The organism is Porphyromonas sp. COT-239 OH1446, from assembly GCF_000768875.1.
Taxonomy (GTDB): Bacteria; Bacteroidota; Bacteroidia; order Bacteroidales; family Porphyromonadaceae; genus Porphyromonas.
This window is the reverse complement of the sequence record NZ_JRAO01000019.1, coordinates 1-19572: the sequence shown is the minus strand read 5'-3', so window position 1 is coordinate 19572 and position 19572 is coordinate 1. Positions and strand designations below refer to the sequence as shown.

Below are 19572 nucleotides of genomic sequence, written 5' to 3'. Positions count from 1 at the left end.
CCTATCAAACACTCCAGAAGAAGCCTTCTCTAAACCTAGAACACATTGATAGTCAAGACCTAGTTGCCTAAGCTTATACCGAACTCACGTCTACTTAGATCTCAACAGAGAGGGTGTCGAATGCTCAACGAAGGAGTCAGTACCCCCGCATCTAAGCTCCACTCGGGAGCTCAGGAGGACGACCGATGGCAATCGAGGCGCAGGCTAGCCTCCTCTCGTCTAGAGGCCGAGCTCGGCCTCTAGGGCCAATTTGTCCCTAGATGTCGATCGAGCGACACTCTCTTAGTACCTTTGCCCCACAAGAGAATGAATATAACTGGACATGACCCTAACATCATTGATATGAGTACAACAGCCTCTCTGTACCTCATCCCCGTTCCTCTGGCAGAGATCGAGCATGGACTCTGCCTGCCCGAGTATAATGCGGCCATTGTACGCAGGACGAAGCACTTCGTTGTGGAGAACGTCCGCTCGGCTCGTCGCTTCATCAAAGCAGTAGACCGAGCGATCGACATCGACCAGCTACACTTCTATGAGCTCAACAAGCATACCAGTGCAGCCGACCTCGTCAGCTACATCACCCCCCTACTATCAGGAGAGGATATGGGCCTTGTCAGCGAAGCTGGCTGTCCTGCTGTGGCAGACCCAGGTAGCGACCTGGTTGCCCTGGCCCACAAACGAGGCATTCGTGTCGAGCCCCTTGTCGGGCCAAGCTCTATCCTGCTCTCGCTCATGGCCTCGGGCTTCAACGGTCAGGGCTTCAGCTTCAAAGGCTACCTCCCCATTGACGATCGGGCTCGCATCCAAGCTCTCAAAGATCTAGAGCAGCGGGCCACACAACAGCGAGAGACGCAGATCTTCATCGAGACCCCCTACCGCAACGACCGTATGCTGGAGGAAATCCTCAAGCACTGTCGCCCCACAACCCGCCTCTGCATTGCCTGCGAACTGACTTCGCCCTCCTCTTGGATCGAGACTAAGACCCTTGCCCAGTGGGCCAAGGCCAAGCCTACGATCGGCAAGCGTCCGACCATCTTCCTCATTGGCCAATGATCTTCCTATGACCTCAGTTGCATTACCTGAAGCCTTCTGTGCGCAGATGATAGATCTGCTCGGCTCAGACGAGGCACAAGAGCTCTTCACAGCCCTTGAGCAGCCCTCCCCTGTCTCTATTCGCCTAAACAGGCGCAAGCATACCCCCCAAATGCTCGAGGCGGGGCAGCCCATAGCTTGGTCTCCACTGGGACGATACCTTACGGAGCGTCCGAGCTTCGTCGGCGACCCTCTTTGGCACTCAGGAGCATACTACGTCCAGGAGGCCTCGTCGATGATCTTGAGCCTCATCGCTCCGCTCATGCCCCAGCGTAGCCTCAATGCTCTAGATCTCTGCGCTGCCCCTGGGGGCAAGAGCACCCTATTGCTAGATCTACTTCCCGAGGCGAGCCTCCTGGTGAGCAACGAGGTGGTGCGTACCAGGGCACACATCCTACAGGAGAATCTGCTCAAGTGGGGCCATCCCTCAACAATCGTAACCCATGTGATGCCCGAGGCTCTAGGGAGGCTCACCTCAGCCTTTGACCTCATCCTCGTCGATGCACCCTGCTCAGGAGAGGGGATGTTTCGTAAGGATCATGAAGCTAGAAGCGAATGGAGCCCAGAGGCTGTCCTACACTGTGCCTCTCGGCAGCGCAGCATCCTGAACGACATTTGGCCCTCCCTCGCCCCTGGAGGGCTAATGATCTACAGCACCTGCACGATGAACCTGGAGGAGAACGAGCACATGCTACACTACATCACCTCCACCCTGGGTGGCGAAGCCCTCTCCCTGCTACAGCTCCCGGAGGGGATAGAACCCTCTCCCTACAGCCAAGAGCCGTGCTACCGGATGATGCCCCATAGAGTATCGGGCGAAGGGCTCTTCATGGCCATCATCCGAAAGGGCGAGGGGGGCAAAGTCTCGGATGGGCTCTCGAATACTAAGCGACGCCGCCCAAGGGGCAAGGCCTCGGCTAAGGGGGGGCGAGAGGGGCAGGCTCTAACAACTATGAGTGCTATTCATTCATGGCTACAGAGAGGGGCGGATAGGCACTGGGGACAGAGCCGTGAGGGAGAACTCTTTGCCCTCGAGGAGGCTCACTGGCCTATGCTCGAGAGACTTGAGGCTGAGGGGATCCACCCCCTCACCAGCGGCATCCCAGTGGCCATCCTCAAGGGGCGAGACCTTATCCCACATCCTGCCCTAGCGCATAGCACAGAGCTTGCCCCCAAGGCCTTCGAAGAGGTCGAACTCACACGTCTAGGGGCTATCCGCTACCTCGCTGGCGAGGCCATTACACTCCCCCTTGACCTTCCCGTCGGCTGGTATATCGTCTGCTACGAGGGTAATAGGCTGGGCTTCGTTAAGCACCTAGGTCGGCGAAGCAACAACCATTACCCTGCCCCCTGGCGCATTCGTCAGCCTCAGCCTCTATACCAGAGGCTAGGGGCTATGCCCGATATCCTAGAGCCCTAACGATGAAGATATATGAGTAGACCCTTTCGGCTCAAGCACTTCGAGATCGTCCAGGACTATGCTGCGATGAAGATCGGCACGGATGCCCTCTGCCTAGGGGTTTGGTGCGCCCGCTATGCTGATAGAGGGGCTCGGAGGGTGCTCGACCTCGGCACGGGTACGGGTATCCTCGCCCTTATGCTCGCCCAGGCTCTCCCTGAGGCTAAGGTCTCGGCCATAGAGATCGACCTCGAGGCCCTGAGAGACTGTCGAGGCAACTTCGAGCGTAGCCCCTATACCACGCGACTTCATCTCTATGAGGGCAATGCCCTTAGCCTCCTAACCGATGGCCCTAGCTATGATCTCATCATCAGCAATCCGCCCTACTTCGCCCCGACGACCTTTGCCCCCAACGAGCACCGAGCTAGAGCTCGAACGGAGCAGACTGAAGGATTGACCCTCGAGCGACTCATACAGCTCTCCGCCCGTCTACTCTCACCCGATGGAGAGCTCTGCCTCATCACCCCTACAGATCGAGAGACAGATCTCAGGGCTTATGCCGCCGAAAACCTCCTCTATCCACACCTGCTCTGCGAACTATCGCATCAGGGTGGGCAGCCCATTCGGCTCATCAGCCTTTGGCGTCGAGTACTCAGCTCCTCTCACTACAGACCTACGGGACGCATGCACCTCTCCCTCTATCAAGCGAACGGTCTCTACAGCACTGCCTTCGTAGATCTAGCCTCTGAATACCTCCTCGAGGAGCTACTCGGTCAAGCAAAAAAAGAGTAACTTTGGCCTCCTGGATGCTCTCCCGCAATAGCCATCTCATTCATACATATATTATCGTACACTAGGAACAGATTATTTATGGGTCGAATTATTGCCATAGCCAATCAAAAGGGAGGAGTGGGCAAAACCACTACCACGATCAACCTGGCGGCCTCACTTGCCTCTCTCGAGTACAAGGTGCTGGTCGTCGATACCGATCCTCAGGCGAATGCCTCGTCGGGGCTAGGTGTAGAGGTCTCTGAGCTAAGGCATACGATCTATGAATGCCTCTGCTCGGCACTCTCCGCTAGCGAGGCCATCCTGCCCACCCGTGTTGAGGGATTGGACATCATCCCCTCGCATATAGACCTCGCAGGGGCAGACCTAGAGCTGCTGGAGCAGACTGGCCGAGAGATGATCCTCTCTACAGTCCTTGCCCCCATTGCTGACCACTACGACTATATCCTCATAGACTGCTCTCCATCGCTCGGGCTGATTACAGTCAATTCGCTCGTGGCAGCCCACTCGGTCATCATCCCCGTGCAGTGTGAGTATTTTGCCCTAGAGGGCATCAGCAAGCTGCTCAACACAATAAAGATCGTCCGCAATCGTTTGAACAAGCAGCTGGAGATAGAAGGCTTCCTCATGACCATGTACGATAGCCGTACTCGCCTCAACAATCAAATTTACGAGGAGGTCAAGAAGCACTTCAAAGGCTTGGTCTTTGAAACGGTCATTCAACGCAATGTTAAGCTCGGCGAGGCCCCTAGCTTCGGCTTGCCTGCCCTGCTCTATGATGCAGAGAGCCGTGGAGCTATCAATCACCTACAGCTTGCCAAGGAGCTGGCGAATAAACATCAGTCCTAATCATATTAGAGCTCAATGTCTAAGCATAAACAAAAATTCTCCCTCGGTAGAGGTTTAGATGCCTTGTTAGGTGGTGAAGAGGCCAACTTAGCTGGTACGACACTATCCATCGGCGAGATTGCCCTCACACAAATCCGCCCCAATGCGTCCCAGCCCCGCAGAGAGTTTGACCCAGAGAGACTGGAGGAGCTGGCGGCTTCGATCCGCTCGCTTGGCCTCGTCCAGCCTGTTACTCTACAGGCCGTGGGAGCACAGGAGTATATGATCATCTCTGGTGAGCGTCGATGGAGAGCTGCCCAGCTAGCCGGGCTCGAGACGATACCAGCCTATGTGCGCAGCGTCCCCCAAGAACAGGTCATCGAGATGGCTCTAGTGGAGAACATCCAGCGAGAGGATCTCAACCCCATAGAGATTGCCCTAAGCTATCAACAGATCCTCGAGGGCCAGGAGGGTCTCACCCATGCAGCCCTAGCAGAGCGTATTGGCAAGACCCGTACGACGGTTACGAACTATCTGCGCCTATTGCGCTTGCCTGCCGAGGTGCAGCTGGGCCTTACGCAGAGGCAACTAGAGATGGGGCATGCCCGTGCCCTGCTTCAGGTCGAGGATGCTGAACGGCAACTAGAGCTCTATCAGATGATCGTGCAAGACCGCCTCTCCGTGCGTGAGGTCGAGGAGCTGGCCAAGGCTCTACAACACCCAAGTGTTGAGGAGGTAGAGCAGCCTACACCCAAGCCCACTAGAGCTGCAAACTCTCAGGTATTTCGCTCGCTAGAGCTACAGCTAAGCAAGGTATTCCGCTCTAAGGTCTCCTTGAACTGCAACACCAAAGGTAAGGGTAAGCTGACCATCCCCTTCGCCAGCGAAGAGGAGCTGGAGCGCATCATTGCCCTACTGGACAAACTCCAATACGACTAGCCCCAACGATGAGAGCTCTGTGGTTATCCTTCGTCCTCCTAGCCTCTACCCTAGCCCTCGAGGCTCAGAGTAGAGATGCAAGCTCGCCCCCTGCCCTTGGGGACTATACTTACCCGAGTTTTGAGCAGCGAGGGCGGTTAGCCACAAAGCACTTACAACCCAATAGTGCCTCTACAGCTGCATGGATTCCTAAGTCTCGCAATGCCCTCCTGTGGGCTCTCCTGCCTGGAGGAGGACAGATCTATAACCGCAAGTACTGGAAGCTCCCTCTCGTCTGGGGTGCGATCGCTTCGAGCTTCTATGCCGTGCAGTGGAATCAGCACATGTACGACGACTATCATGCGGCCTATCGAGACCTCTCGAGCAGCGATCCTGCGACCAATACAGCATGGCTCTCTTTCGCCCCTCCAGGTACGAAGCCAGAGGATCATGCCCAGTATAGTCATCTCAAGTCTACGCTCAAGCGAGGCAATGACTTCTACCGCAGATATCGAGACATCAGCATCGTGGCCACGGTGCTCGTCTATGGGCTCTCGATCCTAGATGCCTATGTAGATGCAGAGCTGGCGACCTTCGACATCTCCCCTAACCTAAGTCTCAGGGTGCACCCCAGCCTCACCTTACCCTCACCGGGCATCCCCTCGTACCAGGTAGGGTTAGGCTGCTCACTATCCTTCTGACACACCATTGACAACTATGTTGATATGAACTTCTTGCGTAGTTTATTTATCCCACTACTCATCCTCTCGACACTCGGCTCTCTCTCGGCTCAGTCCGTAGAGCAGGAGGTTGGGACTGCAATAGAGGCTGATAGCCTCATTAGAGATACCGATGCAGGGGAGGGTGTCCTCCATACGCCAGAGGATCTCCTCCCCCTCGAACCTCGACTGGAGATCGACCGCTCACGAGATCAAGAGCTTGAACAGCTCCTACAACGCTGGTTCGATGGCTATACCCTACACGGCACTCATTACCAGGCGACTAAGCCAGATAGTCTCCTCGATCGCAGAGAGATCCCCAACGTCCACGATAGTGTTTATATCGCGATGCTTGAGGCTCTGCCTTCAGCCATGCGTATGAGCTATAACTCCCTCGTAAGGGAGGGGATAGAGCTCTACCTCTTTCGCAGGCAAGATCTGCTGCGCTCTATGCTCAGTGTGGCGGATCTGTACTTTCCTCAGATGGAGCTCTTACTCGATCGGGCTGGCCTGCCACTAGAGTTGAAGTATCTAACCATTGTCGAGTCGGCCCTGAATCCTCGGGCCGTTTCGCCTGTCGGTGCACGGGGTCTTTGGCAGTTCATGCTGCCTACGGGCAAGATCTATGGTCTGACGATCAACAGCCTTGTTGATGAGCGTATGGATCTAGAGAAGAGCACAGAGGCCGCCTGTCGTATGCTCAAGGATCTCCACACGATGTACGATGACTGGTGGCTCGCCATAGCAGCCTACAATTGTGGCCCTGGCAATGTCAATCGAGCCATCAAACGAGCTGGAGGGGGGGATCAACCCAAGAGCTTTTGGGAGATCTACCGCTTCTTACCCGCTCAGACGAGACGTTATGTACCCCTCTTTATCGGGGCTTACTTCTCCATGTACTACCACAAGCAATATGGCATAGAGCCTAGGGAGTTGGGACAAGCTCTAGCGACCGACCAGTATTTGATTCAGGAGGCAACGACCTTTGACCGACTGGCTGAGCTAACGGGCGTTGATCGGGAGGTCATTGCCGCATTCAATCCTCAGTTTAAACGAGGCATCATCCCTGGCAATACTCGCTCCTACCCCATTCGCCTTCCGATCCAGGGCATCCTTAACCTTGAGGCTAAAGATAAGCCTATCCGCTCGGATCAGCTATCCATATCGCTTGAAGCCCCAAACCTCGCGGCAGACAAGGCTGGCAAGGGTAAAAAAGGCAAAAAGGGGACTAAGGGCACGAAGGGTACAACCTATCGAGTACGCTCAGGCGACACGCTCAGCAGCATTGCCCGCAATCATCACACTACGGTCAAGAAGATCAAGCAGCTCAATGGGCTTAGGAGCGATCGCCTCAAAATCGGCAAGACACTACGTGTAGACTAAACGATGGGTAAGGCCCTTGGCTTCTGATCCGAGCCCCCTAAGATCATCTCCATGTGGGAGGTCTTGGGGGGCTCTCTTGCAAATAAAGGTTTTGCCCAAAGCTTGCATAGACCAAGGAAAGCACTTACCTTTGCCCCGCACTCCCAAGGATTAGTCCCAGGGGGAGCAAGGACAAATACAACCATTCATCTTGGGGGTGCCTAAGGCATAGGAGCTACGGCTCTAGAAATGCAACGGCTGAGATTATACCCGTAACCTGATCCAGGTAATGCTGGCGTAGGGAAAGGCGAAACGAAGGATCGATACGATCTGCCATGTATTGATGCACACAAGCATCTCCAAGAGCAACTGAGACAAGGCAAGGAGATGCAAATCACACTCAATCAACAACCTCGCACCATCGTCCCTGGGATGACGCTCCTAGAGCTCATGCAGGGGGAGGGGCTAGCCTCGGGACATGTCGCCGTGGCTATCAATCGTCGTATCATCGCCCGAGATCTATGGGCAGAGACCGAGCTACGGGAGGGCGATACCCTACTGATAGTCGGGGCGATCAAGGGAGGGTAATCCTATCCAAAGCAATGCACCAAGAACATTCACATACCTATCACAAAACTTTATGAGAGCAAAAGACCAAACCCAAGACCTACAGATCTCCTCGGGAGCTTTGCCTGGCAGTAAAAAGATTTATGTGCCAGGGGTTATCCACCCACACCTGCGTGTGGCCATGAGACGCATAGATCTCTCTCCAACGATTGATGAACATGGGGTTGAGCACCTCAACGAGAGCGTAGTCGTCTACGACACCTCTGGCCCATACACAGATCCAGAATACGAGGTCGATGTACAGAGAGGGCTACCGAAGCTGAGAGAGCAGTGGATCGAGCAGCGAGGCGATACACAGCGTCTAGAGCAGCTCAGCTCCGAATATGGGCGCAGCCGCCGTGCAGACAGCCGTCTAGATGAACTCAGATTTGCCCACATACAGGATCATCCTCGAGTGGCCAAGGGCGAATGCGTCTCGCAGCTCTACTACGCACGCCAGGGGATCATCACCCCAGAGATGGAGTACGCAGCGATAAGGGAAAATCAGCTTTGCGACCAAATCCGAGAGCAATATCGACGAGAGCGAGGCGAGAGCTTCGAGGCTCATCTACCCGAGAGCATTACACCCGAGTTCGTTCGCTCGGAGATCGCTGCTGGGCGAGCTATCCTACCCGCCAACATCAACCATCCTGAGAGCGAACCGATGGTCATCGGGCGTAACTTCCTGGTCAAGATCAACGCCAACCTCGGCAACTCCGCCATCACCTCATCGATCCAAGAGGAGGTAGAGAAGGCCGTCTGGGCTACACGCTGGGGGGCTGACACCATCATGGATCTAAGCACTGGGCGCAACATCCATGAGACACGAGAGTGGATCATCCGCAACTCCCCCGTCCCCGTAGGTACAGTTCCCCTATATCAGGCCCTGGAGAAGGTCGGGGGCAAGACCGAGGATCTCAATTGGGAGATCTATCGAGATACCCTCATCGAGCAGGCCGAGCAGGGCGTAGACTACTTCACCATACATGCTGGGCTCAGATGGCATCACATTCCTCTGACGATGAATAGGCTTACGGGCATCGTCTCTCGTGGTGGAGCGATCATGGCTAGCTGGTGTACGATGCACAAGCGTGAGAGCTTCCTCTACGAACATTTCGAGGAGATCTGCGAGATCTTGGCTCGCTACGATGTCGCCATATCTATCGGCGATGGGCTACGCCCTGGCTGTCTAGCGGATGCCAACGACGAGGCACAGTTCGCAGAGCTGCGTACCCTGGGCGAGCTGGCCCACATCGCCGACAAGCATCACGTGCAGGTTATCATCGAGGGCCCAGGGCACGTCCCCATGCACAAGATCCGAGAGAATATGGAGCTGCAGTTGGAGTGGTGCAATGAAGCCCCCTTCTACACCCTAGGCCCTCTCGTTACGGATATTGCCCCAGGCTACGACCACATCACCTCTGCCATCGGGGCAGCCATGATCGGCTGGTATGGTACGAGCATGCTGTGCTACGTTACCCGCAAGGAGCATTTAGGTCTGCCCAATCGAGATGATGTCAAGGAGGGCGTGATCACCTACAAGCTCGCTGCCCATGCAGCAGACCTAGCCAAGGGACACCCTGCGGCATACTTCAGAGACTGGGCCATGAGCAAGGCTAGGTATGAGTTCAGATGGCTTGATCAGTTCCACCTAGCCCTAGACAGCGAGACAGCCCTCAAGTATCACGATGAGACGCTCCCGAGCGAGGGGCACAAGAAGGCTCACTTCTGCTCGATGTGCGGTGAACACTTCTGCTCGATGCGTACCAGCCGTAACCTACACAAGAAGGTTAAAGTCTTCGAAGAGGCCTAAGCCTCCGAAGGCGGAGAGCCTATAGATCGCAAAGATGAGGATCAATAGGGGTTCTGTTGAGCTCTCTCCAAGACAGCCCATGAGCTCCTATTTGAATCTCGATCGAGATCCTACTTAGACCTCCATGGTGATCCTACTTGGACTTCGATGGCGATCCTACTTGGGTCTCTACAGGGCATTCATCGAGGCCTCTCTTGCACATCTCTCCAAGGCCCGACTGAACGACCATCAGAGAGCCGAGAGATAGACTCAACCCTAGAGTAAGTACTTAATCTATGTTGATAGCGATCACACCCGAGCGACTGAGTGCCAAGCATCTCTCGGGGTATAACAAGCTCTTGGCACTGGGGCTGAGGGTGCTACACCTACGCCTGCCAGGGGGATCTCGAAGCGAATATGAGGAGGCGATCCTGGCTATAGAGCCTCGGTATCGCTCCCGCATCATGATCTCAGACCACTACGACCTAGTCCCCAAGGCTGGCCTCCGAGGCATACACCTAAGCCGGGCCAAAGTCGCCCAATGGGATGATCAGTGGAGGATCTATGGCTGCCTCAGTGTCTCGGCCCATAGTCTCGAAGAGCTAGAGGGGCTGCCCTTCACCCTGAGCTATGCGCTCGTTGGGCCAGTCTTCCCCAGTCAGTCCAAGAGTGGCTATGCCCCTCATGAGGATTGGCTGGACAAGTGTGAACATCTACGCTCCCTCCCCTACCCACTGGTCGCCCTCTCGGGGATCACCCCCGAGAGGTTGCGGCTTTGCCTCAGAAAGGGCTTTGCTGCTGGGGCTACGCTGGGCTACTTGGCCGAAGATCCTGAGCGGATGGTCGAGCGATGGCAAGAGTTTGACCGTCCCTGCATCCTCAGCATCGCAGGGCACGACCCCTGCACTGGTGCAGGGATCACAGCCGATTGCCTCACGATCGAGGCGGCGGGTGGTAGAGCTCTAAGCCTGGTGAGCAGCCTAACCAGCCAGCACGAGGAGCACTTCGCAGCCCTCCACCCCATCTCCCTCGAAGAGACACTCTACAGCCTAGAGGTACTCCTCGAGCGATATACCCCTCTCTCGGCCAAAATAGGCATGACGTCGAGTCTTGGCGAGGCCATATCCATTGCCCGCCGACTGCGTACAGCAGGTGTACGGCACATCATTTGGGATCCAATCCTCAAGGCAAGCCGAGGTAATGCTCCGCTGCATGCTACACTCGAGGCTAAGCAGATCGAGGAGATGCTCCGACTGGTTTCGCTCACTACGCCCAACCTCCCCGAGGCTCAATGCCTGTGGGGTGATGAACTGAGCCCAGAGCTCTTGAGTGAGCTTGCCAATAGGTATCGGAGCTCTATTCTCCTCAAGGGGGGGCATACCGAGGAGGCAGGGCCAGGCCATCCGCTCCTCTGTCGAGACCTTCTCTTCGAGCCTGGGAAGCCCTCAAAAGAGCTCGTAGTAAGCCGCTCGAAATGGGACAAGCACGGTACAGGATGCAAGCTCTCTAGCCTCATAGCCACCCACCTGGCTCAGCTAGAACCCCTCGATCGTGCCTGTCGAATGGCTCAGCTAGAGGTTGATCGCTATATTAGGTCAAGCCCCTCACTCTACGGCCTGCATCTAGGGCAAGAACCCAGAGAGCACATCCTCGAGCACCTCAGGCATTGCCGCCTCATGTACATCACCGACAGCTCAGAACTCGAGGAGCTGCTCTCAAAGGCCCAAGCGGCTCTCGAGGGAGGGGTTCGCTGGATACAACTGCGGATGAAGGGCCATAGCTATGATGAGCGTCTCTCTGCAGCCCTAGCTCTCAAGACCCTTATGCAGTCCTACTCAGGATCGATCCTCATCATCAACGACGATGTCGAGGTCGCTCTCGCAGCAGATGCCGACGGGGTACACCTCGGTCTCTCGGACTGCTCTCCCCTAGAGGCCCGAGAGCGACTCGGGTCGGGGCGTATCATTGGCGGGACATGTAACAGCATCGAGGATCTGCATCAGCGAGCCCTAGAGGGAGTGGACTACGTCGGCCTTGGCCCGTATCGCATGACTAGAACGAAGCAACGCCTCGCTCCGATCCTAGGCGACGAGGGGCTCGAGGACTTAGTCCGCTGCTCAAGGGGGCTACCCCATCCTCTCCCTCTTTGGGCTATAGGGGGCATCGAGCCCAGCGATATAGCCCAACTCTCACGTCTCGGGCTGCAAGGCATTGCCCTCTCGGGGGCGATCAATCACGCCCACGACCTCAAGCAAGCGAGCCAAGAGCTGCTACAAGAGCTTGATAAGCACTTCGGCTCTTAGGGCACATCAACTGTTTACTACTCCAACACTATCATCATCATGCAACCACTCATCATCGCTGGAGAGACCTTCGGCTCTCGCCTATTCCTCGGCACGGGGAAGTTCTCCAGCAACGAACAAATGCGACAGGCCCTACTGGCCAGTCGAAGCGAACTCGTAACCGTGGCCCTCAGACGAATAGAATGCTCCTCAGATCATGACGAACTGCTCGAGGCCCTCAGAGCTCCCTCCGTACGCCTCATGCCCAATACCTCAGGGGCACACACTGCCGACGAAGCGATCTTCGCCGCTCGACTGGCTTACGAAGCCTTTGGCTCTCGATTTATCAAGGTTGAGATACATCCCGACCCTAAGTACCTCCTCCCTGACCCTCTAGAGACCCTTCGAGCTACGGAGGTACTGGCCCGAGAGGGCTTTCACGTCATGCCCTATGTGCAGGCAGATCCCATCCTATGCCGTCATTTGGAGGACGCAGGGGCAGCCTCCGTCATGCCACTGGGAGCACCGATCGGGAGCAACAAGGGGCTCTGCACCCGAGAGCTCCTCTCGATCATCATCGAGCAGAGCCGAGTGCCAGTGGTCGTGGATGCAGGGCTCGGAGCTCCCTCTCATGCAGCAGAAGCCATGGAGATGGGCGCAGATGCCGTCCTGGTCAATACGGCCATTGCCTCGGCCAGTAACCCCGTAGCTATGGCTAGAGCCTTCGCTCTAGCGGTAGAGGCTGGCCGAGAGGCCTACGAGGCAGGACTTGCCGCCCGTGGGCAATACGGCCTCTCGACTTCACCCCTAGATAACTACTTCAAGGAATAGAGACATCATGGCATTCTACGACGAATTACAACGCTACGACTGGGATGAGGTCGGATGCATGATCGCCTCTACAAATGAGGAACAAGTGCAGAGGGCCTTAGCCAAAGAACGCTGTACTCTAGACGACTTCGCTGCCCTGATCTCTCCAGCGGCAGCCCCCTATCTACGACAGATGGCCACCAAAGCCGAGCTCTTAACCACCAAACGCTATGGACGCACCATACAGCTCTACGTTCCGCTCTATGTGTCCAATTATTGCTCCAATCACTGCGTTTACTGCGGCTTTAACTGCCACAATCCGATCAAACGTATCAAGCTCGATGAGAAACAGATCTTGGAGGAGATCGAGGTACTCAAAGATTGGGGCTTTCGCCACCTACTACTCGTCTCGGGCGAAGCTCCACACCAGGCGGGTGTAGACTATTACGCAGAGGTCATTCGCCTGCTGCGCCCCCACTTCGCTCAGATCAGCCTCGAAGTACAACCTCTACAAATTGAAGAGTATGCTTGTCTCGTAGACTCAGGCCTGAGCTACGTCTGTGTCTATCAAGAGACCTACAACGAACAGACCTACCCCAGCTTCCACCCCCGAGGGGCAAAAGCCAACTTTCGCTATCGTCTCACGACCCCCGAGCGTTGTGCCGAGGCAGGTGTGCGCAAGGTCGGCATCGGAGCTCTGCTCGGCCTACAAGACTGGAGGATAGATAGCTTCTTCACTGCCCTGCACCTACGCTACCTCGAGCAGCACCACTGGCGCAGCAAGTATTCGATCTCTCTGCCTCGCCTTAGGCCACAGGTCGGTGGTTTCGAGCCCGAGACCCCTATAACGGACCGAGAGATGGCACAGCTGATCTGTGCCTATCGCCTCTTCGACCCCGAGGTAGATATTTCTCTATCTACTCGAGAGTCCGCTCCATTCAGAGACATGGCCATGCACCTCGGTGTAACGAGCATGAGTGCAGCCTCGAGCACCGAACCAGGGGGCTATGCCCACCCGCAGGAGGAACTGGAGCAATTCACTATCAACGATGATCGCAGTGTGCAGGAGATCTGCACCGCAATACTGGCCGCAGGCTACGAGACTGTATGGAAAGACTGGGACACATGGATGTAGTGGGGCTTAGCCCGTTAGAGGAGGAGCGTTATGCCCGACAACTGCTCCTGCCCGAGCTGGGGGTTGAGGGACAACTACGCCTCAAGGCGGCCTCGTCCCTAGTCGTCGGGGCTGGGGGGCTAGGTAGCCCGCTACTCTATTACCTCGTGGGCTCAGGGATAGGACGTGTAGGGATCGTCGATGATGATCGTCTCAGCCTGAGTAACCTCCCCCGACAGATCCTCTACACAACGGAGCAGGTAGGCAGGGGGAAGGCTCAGCTAGCAGCCCAGCACCTCAAGCGATGCAACCCGCATAGCCAGATAGAGGTCTACGAAAAGCGATTTGCCCGAGACAATGCCGAGCAGATCGCCCAAGGGTACGACCTCGTGATCGACGCCTGCGACAATCTAACCACTCGCTGTCTCATGGACGAGGTTACTGAGCATCTCGGCATCCCATATCTGTATGGGGCAGTCGAGGGCTTTAGGGGGCAATGCAGCCTCTTCGCCCCAGGGCAGGATGTTCGCTATCGGGATCTCTTCGCCTTACGGATAAAGGCCGAGACAGACATGCCTCTCGGGATTATCGCTCCTGTAGCAGGGTTCATAGCCTCACTCATGGCAACGGAGGCCATCAAGAAGCTCTCGGGCCTCGACTGCGCTATAGAGGGTAAGCTCCTGATGGTGAATACCCACCCCCTCATCGAGCTCACAACCCTTGACCTCTGACTGCCATACGAGAAATAAGACAAGGAATAGATCGGGGACATAGAAACAGATCTGATTGAGCCACAGTTAGAGCCTACCCGACAATCACGACGCAGAGGGGTGAATAACTCCCCTTTGTGTAACTAAGTGCCATCAATGTACGAAAATGGAATATCGATAATTCGTACCTTTGCAGCACTTTCATTTACAACTAAAGATAGATTGATGAATAAAGCATTCAAACGAACTCTGATTACCTCTGCCCTGCCCTATGCCAATGGCCCTGTGCATATTGGACACCTAGCAGGCGTTTACGTCCCCGCAGACATCTATACCCGTTACCTTCGTCTCAAGGGCGAGCAAGTGATCCATATCGGCGGCAGTGATGAGCATGGTGTACCCATTGCGATCAAAGCACAACGTGAGGGCGTTAGCCCCCAGGATGTAGTCGATCGCTATCACGCCATCATCAAGCAATCCTTTGCCGACTTTGGTATTAGCTTCGACATCTATAGCCGCACAACTAGCGATACCCATCGAGAGATGGCTAGCGAGTTCTTCCGTAAGCTCTACGACAAGGGTGAGTTCATCGAGCAAACTTCGATGCAGTATTACGACGAGCAAGCAAGACAATTCCTTGCCGACCGCTACATCCTAGGTACTTGCCCTCACTGCTCGAGCGATCGCGCCTATGGCGACCAATGTGAGAGCTGTGGGACTTCACTGGCTGCCACGGATCTGAAGTCGCCTCGCTCTGCTCTAAGTGGCGCAACCCCTATACTCAAAGAGACGAAGCATTGGTACCTCCCCCTCAACAAGCATGAGGATGCCCTAAGAGAGTGGATCCTGGAGGAGCACACCGAGTGGAAGAGCAATGTCTATGGCCAGTGCAAGAGCTGGCTCGACCTAGGTCTACAGCCTCGAGCTGTAAGTCGAGATCTCGATTGGGGCATCCCTGTCCCTGTCGAGGGGGCAGAGGGTAAGGTACTCTATGTTTGGTTCGATGCGCCCATCGGTTATATCTCCAATACCAAGGAGCTCCTGCCCGATAGCTGGGAGGAGTGGTGGCGTAGCGAAGACACTCGCCTGGTGCACTTCATAGGCAAGGACAACATCGTCTTTCACTGTATCGTCTTCCCTGCCATGCTGAGGGCCGAGGGTTCGTTCATCCTGCCCGACAATGTCCCAGCCAATGAGTTCCTCAACCTTGAGGGGGATAAGATCTCAACCAGTCGAGGCTGGGCTGTTTGGCTGCACGAGTATCTAGAGGACTTCCCTGGCAAGCAGGATGTCCTACGCTATGTGCTGACAGCTAATGCCCCCGAAACCAAAGACAATGACTTCACCTGGCAAGACTTCCAGGCACGAAACAATAACGAGCTGGTAGCTATCTATGGCAACTTCGTCAATCGAGCACTAGTGCTCACACACAAGTATTTTGAGGGCAAAGTACCTGCCCGAGGGGCTCTTACAGATTACGATCGTGAGACCATCGCAGAGATGCTAGAGGTCAAGGGCGAGATCGAGCGAGCTCTCGACGGCTTCCACTTCCGTGAGGCCCTACGCCAAGCCATGTCTCTAGCCCGTTTGGGGAATAAATACTTGGCTGATACAGAGCCTTGGAAGCTAGCCAAGACCGACATGGAGCGTGTGGCGACAATCCTCAATATTGCCCTACAGATTACGGCCAATCTCAGCCTCGCCTTTGCCCCATTCCTGCCCTTTAGCTCCGAAAGATTGCTCTCGATGCTCTCCCTAGAGCCTCTAGCTTGGGATAGTCTCGGGAGCCTCGAGCAGCTCAGCGTTGGTCATCAGCTTGGGGGTGTAGAGCTCCTCTTCGAGAAGATCGAGGATGAGGCTATTGAGGCTCAGCTCAATAAGCTACGTAAGATCCGCCAGGAGCAGGAGGCAGCAGCACGTGTGGCTGGACCCGTTGCTCCCGAGATCTCTTTTGACGACTTCGTCAAGCTAGACCTGCGTGTCGGCACTGTACTCGAATGCTCCAAAGTACCCAAGGCGGACAAGCTCCTACAGTTCCGCATCGACGATGGCCTGGGCGGACGCACCATCATCTCTGGCATCGCACAGCACTACAAGCCAGAGGATCTCGTAGGTAAGCAGGTCTGCTTCATCGCAAACCTACCCCCTCGTAAGCTCAAGGGAGTAGAGAGCCAGGGGATGATCCTCTCTAGCATGGATGCAGACGGCTCTCTACGTCTCGTGATGCCCGAGGGGGCCGTTGCCCCAGGTAGTAAGATTTCTTAGCAACTACAAATATGATGAACAAATCGCTTCGCTTCCTGAGCCTGCTTCTCCTGCCAGCCCTATTGATCCTAGGGGCTTGTCAGCGTGAGCAGACATTAGAGCTACGCATCATCCATACAACGGATGTGCACGCCAATCTATTCCCTTACGACCACATCCAGCAAACACCTGGCACAGGCAGCCTGGCCCGTCTGTCGAGCATGATGCGCCAGGTTCGTCAAGAGACCCCCGAGGCCCTACTCCTCGATGGTGGAGACCTGCTACAGGGTGAGCCCGTAGCCTACTACTACAACTACATCGATAGTACCTCGCCTCATATCGTAGCATCGGCAATGAACTTCCTCGACTACGATGCGGCCACCATTGGCAATCACGACATCGAGCCTGGGCATGCGGTTTATGATCGTTGGGTAGAGCAATGCAAGTTCCCCATCCTGGGGGCTAATGCTGTCTCGGAGGACACAGGTGCTCCCTACTTCGTACCCTATAAGGTCTTTGAGCGGGGTGGAGCACGCATTGCCGTCCTCGGACTTACTACTCCTGCTATCCCACAGTGGTTGCCTAAGCACCTTTGGCGAGGCATGCGCTTCGAGGATATTATTGCTTCGGCCCAGCAATGGGTCCCTCGTATCTTGAAAGAGGAGCAGCCCGATATGCTTGTGGCCCTCATCCACTCGGGGTATGAAAATACAAATGACGATTACCTCGAGAATGCAGGCAGTGCCTTGGCTCAGACAGTCGAGGGGATAGACCTCATCCTCATGGGGCATGACCATCGCCGAAGCCTCGAGTGGATCCCAAGCCCCTCGGGCGACTCGGTACTCTTGATCAACCCTGCGAACCACCTCGACTATGCTTCGGATGTGCGGATCACCCTTCGCAAGCGAGCTGGGAAGGTCATAGAGAAGAAGATCGATGCAAGCTTTGCGGACGTTAATGCTTTCGAGCCAGACCCCGAATATGTGAAGGAGTTCGCTGCCGCCGAAGAGCGTACGAGGGACTTCCTGGGCAAGCGTATCGGTCTATTGGAGCAGGCCGTACGTGCCGATGAAGCTATCTTCGGGCCCAGCAGCTACATGAGCGTCGTACACGAGATGCAGCTACATACGGTCGAGGCCGAGATCTCCTTTGCCGCTCCTCTCTCTCTTGGGGCAAAGCTGTCCGCTGGAGAGGTATTTGTCCGAGATCTATTCAAGTTCTGCCCCTACAGCAACCACCTCTATGCAATGGAACTGACTGGGGCTGAGATCAAGGGATACCTGGAGCATTCGTACGGCTTGTGGGTCTCTCAGATGAAGGGGGCTGAGGATCACCTCATTCTGATGCGTCCCGATGCCAAGCCTGGGGATCGCTACAAAACTCTGCACCCAACCTACAACTTCAGTGCTGCTCATGGGATAGACTATCGGGTAGATGTGAGCAAGCCCAAGGGCAGTCGCATCACGATCCTACAGCTATCAAACGGAGAGCCCTTCGACCTAAATCGTCGCTACCGAGTGGCTATCAACTCCTACCGAGCTGGGGGAGCTGGGGGGATGCTCACCACAGGAGCAGGCATTGCCAAGGAAGATCTACCTGCTCGCATCCTCTCCTCTAGTGATCACGACCAATTCTTTAGTCTAATGCGTTTCTTCGAGATCAAGAGCAGGGTAAACCCCGAACGACCTAAGAACTGGAGCTTCCTGCCTGCAGCATGGGTGCACGAAGCGATTAAGCGAGACAAAGCCTTCCTATTCCCCTAATAGCTACTGTAGAGTAAGGACTTGAAGAGCTGCCCAATGCTTTGGTTACTAATCATCGTCCTAGCCCTTTTGACCCTCGGGCTTCTTCTCCATCGAGGAGAGCCTAGAGGGTCAAAGCCTTTTCTCGAATCCATCACTTCGGTGTCAAGCAGCACTCCCACTATCGAGATCGATATAGATCATTCGCAGGAGCTATGCCCCGAGCCCGATCCTTTGAAGGCCGCTCATTGGCTTGTCCTGGACACCGAGGGAGTGCATTCGATCGATTGTTCGACGGATGAGGGGATTTCTCCACCCATTGCCCTATCCTGGCAATTGCTCTCCGAGGGGGGAGATTGCATTCTCGAGCGAAGCTTTGTCCTAGATCAATCAGGTCTCTCCCCCGATGACCTTGCAACGCAGATACATGGTATCACTACCGAGCAGATGTCCCGAGGAGTCCAACCCGAACTTGTCTACGAAGCCCTCAAAAAGGATCTGAGCCAGGCCCGAAGGCTCGTAGCGCACAACCTGCGTTATCATTTGTCCTCCATTGTAGAAGATCTACAGCGGAAAGACCTGCCTTGGAACTGGCTCTATGCGATCGAACCTCTGTGTACGATGGAGCTAGGCAAGCAGATGAAGTTCAAGGTGGGCTACCTTGGCACTCCTCTCTATCCCGAACTGTCGGAGCTGTATGGCTATCTACGTTATGGTAGGCTCGGTATTGGAGTACGATTCAAGAGCAAGACGATTAGAGATGTCCGCCTGCTTTCGGGATGTATTCGCCTGCTGATAGGCTCTTGCTATATGCCTCGAAAGGCCGAAGATAGTGTTGAACAATCAAAATGAGACGATGCCCCAAGCACCATCCTATCGGCATGCTACTTATCGAACGAATTTGCCCGCGCAAGGAGAATAATTTCCGTACGTACGGAAATATATTTTCGTACGTGCAAAAATATTTTTTCGTACGTACGAAAATTTCTCGTCGTATATACACCATCCGTAAAGCTCTCGAGGCAAAGCTTCTAACCAAGCATCCTCAACCTCTGAAGCAGGGCTAGAGCATTGCCGCTATATTCAACTTAGAAGTGCAAATTTTGGCAGTGGGATACAGGCTTTAACCCCCTAAACACCTAGAGGGGGTTGCAGGGGGAAACCT

At 55.2% G+C, this 19572-nt stretch carries 17 protein-coding genes and 1 riboswitch; all 17 genes read left to right on the top strand.

The annotated features are described in order from the left end of the window. The first annotated feature begins 120 nt into the window (after positions 1-120). The 17 genes from HQ37_RS08465 (at position 121) to HQ37_RS05255 (ending at position 19259) form a co-directional block, all read left to right on the top strand. Positions 121-243 (top strand): hypothetical protein, encoded by a 123-nt coding sequence (locus HQ37_RS08465; RefSeq protein ID WP_255358242.1) that lies wholly within the window; start codon positions 121-123, stop codon positions 241-243. A 63-nt stretch (positions 244-306) separates the two neighbouring features. Beyond that, entirely contained in the window at positions 307-1053 is a 747-nt protein-coding gene (locus tag HQ37_RS05330; RefSeq protein WP_235264643.1) for an SAM-dependent methyltransferase, read from the top strand. A 7-nt stretch (positions 1054-1060) separates the two neighbouring features. Then, a complete protein-coding gene (locus HQ37_RS05325; RefSeq protein WP_036881290.1) occupies positions 1061-2512 on the top strand; it encodes a hypothetical protein in 1452 nt (483 codons plus the stop codon). A gap of 12 nt (positions 2513-2524) precedes the next feature. Next, the gene (locus tag HQ37_RS05320) at positions 2525-3283 is read left to right on the top strand and encodes a tRNA1(Val) (adenine(37)-N6)-methyltransferase (RefSeq protein WP_052080786.1); all 759 of its coding nucleotides are present in this window, start codon (positions 2525-2527) and stop codon (positions 3281-3283) included. Between the two features lie 78 nt (positions 3284-3361). Further along, positions 3362-4129 (top strand): ParA family protein, encoded by a 768-nt coding sequence (locus HQ37_RS05315; protein WP_036881289.1) that lies wholly within the window; start codon positions 3362-3364, stop codon positions 4127-4129. A gap of 15 nt (positions 4130-4144) precedes the next feature. Beyond that, the gene (locus HQ37_RS05310) at positions 4145-5047 is read left to right on the top strand and encodes a ParB/RepB/Spo0J family partition protein (RefSeq protein WP_036881288.1); all 903 of its coding nucleotides are present in this window, start codon (positions 4145-4147) and stop codon (positions 5045-5047) included. 8 nt (positions 5048-5055) lie between these two features. Beyond that, the gene (locus HQ37_RS05305; protein ID WP_235264642.1) at positions 5056-5727 is read left to right on the top strand and encodes a DUF5683 domain-containing protein; all 672 of its coding nucleotides are present in this window, start codon (positions 5056-5058) and stop codon (positions 5725-5727) included. 24 nt (positions 5728-5751) lie between these two features. Continuing rightward, entirely contained in the window at positions 5752-7128 is a 1377-nt protein-coding gene (locus HQ37_RS05300; RefSeq protein WP_235264641.1) for a lytic transglycosylase domain-containing protein, read from the top strand. A gap of 182 nt (positions 7129-7310) precedes the next feature. Next, a riboswitch (TPP riboswitch) is annotated at positions 7311-7428 on the top strand. 66 nt (positions 7429-7494) lie between these two features. Continuing rightward, positions 7495-7695, top strand: a complete 201-nt coding sequence (gene thiS / locus HQ37_RS05295) for a sulfur carrier protein ThiS (RefSeq protein WP_036881287.1) — start codon at positions 7495-7497, stop codon at positions 7693-7695. A gap of 52 nt (positions 7696-7747) precedes the next feature. Further along, entirely contained in the window at positions 7748-9526 is a 1779-nt protein-coding gene (gene thiC, locus HQ37_RS05290; protein ID WP_036881286.1) for a phosphomethylpyrimidine synthase ThiC, read from the top strand. 275 nt (positions 9527-9801) lie between these two features. Continuing rightward, positions 9802-11808, top strand: a complete 2007-nt coding sequence (gene thiE, locus HQ37_RS08095) for a thiamine phosphate synthase (protein ID WP_052080785.1) — start codon at positions 9802-9804, stop codon at positions 11806-11808. A 39-nt stretch (positions 11809-11847) separates the two neighbouring features. Then, a complete protein-coding gene (locus HQ37_RS05280; protein WP_036881285.1) occupies positions 11848-12618 on the top strand; it encodes a thiazole synthase in 771 nt (256 codons plus the stop codon). A gap of 7 nt (positions 12619-12625) precedes the next feature. Next, complete coding sequence (gene thiH, locus HQ37_RS05275) at positions 12626-13732, top strand: 2-iminoacetate synthase ThiH (protein WP_036881284.1); 1107 nt, start codon at positions 12626-12628, stop codon at positions 13730-13732. Then, entirely contained in the window at positions 13705-14442 is a 738-nt protein-coding gene (locus tag HQ37_RS05270) for a HesA/MoeB/ThiF family protein (RefSeq protein ID WP_081951773.1), read from the top strand. The genes thiH and HQ37_RS05270 overlap by 28 nt, the downstream gene beginning before the upstream one ends. A 204-nt stretch (positions 14443-14646) precedes the next feature. Next, positions 14647-16686 (top strand): methionine--tRNA ligase, encoded by a 2040-nt coding sequence (metG, locus tag HQ37_RS05265; protein WP_036881281.1) that lies wholly within the window; start codon positions 14647-14649, stop codon positions 16684-16686. 11 nt (positions 16687-16697) lie between these two features. Then, positions 16698-18428: a bifunctional UDP-sugar hydrolase/5'-nucleotidase gene (locus tag HQ37_RS05260; RefSeq protein WP_036881279.1), complete on the top strand. Its 1731-nt coding sequence runs from the start codon at positions 16698-16700 to the stop codon at positions 18426-18428. A gap of 36 nt (positions 18429-18464) precedes the next feature. Then, complete coding sequence (locus tag HQ37_RS05255; RefSeq protein WP_036881278.1) at positions 18465-19259, top strand: hypothetical protein; 795 nt, start codon at positions 18465-18467, stop codon at positions 19257-19259. The last annotated feature ends 313 nt before the right edge of the window (positions 19260-19572 follow it).

What these genes read in the sequence shown, in the direction of transcription:
- HQ37_RS08465 (WP_255358242.1), top strand. Translation starts at nt 121, where the DNA reads ATGCTCAACGAAGGAGTCAGTACCCCCGCATCTAAGCTCCACTCGGGA.
- HQ37_RS05330 (WP_235264643.1), top strand. Translation starts at nt 307, where the DNA reads ATGAATATAACTGGACATGACCCTAACATCATTGATATGAGTACAACA.
- HQ37_RS05325 (WP_036881290.1), top strand. Translation starts at nt 1,061, where the DNA reads ATGACCTCAGTTGCATTACCTGAAGCCTTCTGTGCGCAGATGATAGAT.
- HQ37_RS05320 (WP_052080786.1), top strand. Translation starts at nt 2,525, where the DNA reads ATGAGTAGACCCTTTCGGCTCAAGCACTTCGAGATCGTCCAGGACTAT.
- HQ37_RS05315 (WP_036881289.1), top strand. Translation starts at nt 3,362, where the DNA reads ATGGGTCGAATTATTGCCATAGCCAATCAAAAGGGAGGAGTGGGCAAA.
- HQ37_RS05310 (WP_036881288.1), top strand. Translation starts at nt 4,145, where the DNA reads ATGTCTAAGCATAAACAAAAATTCTCCCTCGGTAGAGGTTTAGATGCC.
- HQ37_RS05305 (WP_235264642.1), top strand. Translation starts at nt 5,056, where the DNA reads ATGAGAGCTCTGTGGTTATCCTTCGTCCTCCTAGCCTCTACCCTAGCC.
- HQ37_RS05300 (WP_235264641.1), top strand. Translation starts at nt 5,752, where the DNA reads ATGAACTTCTTGCGTAGTTTATTTATCCCACTACTCATCCTCTCGACA.
- thiS (WP_036881287.1), top strand. Translation starts at nt 7,495, where the DNA reads ATGCAAATCACACTCAATCAACAACCTCGCACCATCGTCCCTGGGATG.
- thiC (WP_036881286.1), top strand. Translation starts at nt 7,748, where the DNA reads ATGAGAGCAAAAGACCAAACCCAAGACCTACAGATCTCCTCGGGAGCT.
- thiE (WP_052080785.1), top strand. Translation starts at nt 9,802, where the DNA reads ATGTTGATAGCGATCACACCCGAGCGACTGAGTGCCAAGCATCTCTCG.
- HQ37_RS05280 (WP_036881285.1), top strand. Translation starts at nt 11,848, where the DNA reads ATGCAACCACTCATCATCGCTGGAGAGACCTTCGGCTCTCGCCTATTC.
- thiH (WP_036881284.1), top strand. Translation starts at nt 12,626, where the DNA reads ATGGCATTCTACGACGAATTACAACGCTACGACTGGGATGAGGTCGGA.
- HQ37_RS05270 (WP_081951773.1), top strand. Translation starts at nt 13,705, where the DNA reads ATGGAAAGACTGGGACACATGGATGTAGTGGGGCTTAGCCCGTTAGAG.
- metG (WP_036881281.1), top strand. Translation starts at nt 14,647, where the DNA reads ATGAATAAAGCATTCAAACGAACTCTGATTACCTCTGCCCTGCCCTAT.
- HQ37_RS05260 (WP_036881279.1), top strand. Translation starts at nt 16,698, where the DNA reads ATGATGAACAAATCGCTTCGCTTCCTGAGCCTGCTTCTCCTGCCAGCC.
- HQ37_RS05255 (WP_036881278.1), top strand. Translation starts at nt 18,465, where the DNA reads ATGCTTTGGTTACTAATCATCGTCCTAGCCCTTTTGACCCTCGGGCTT.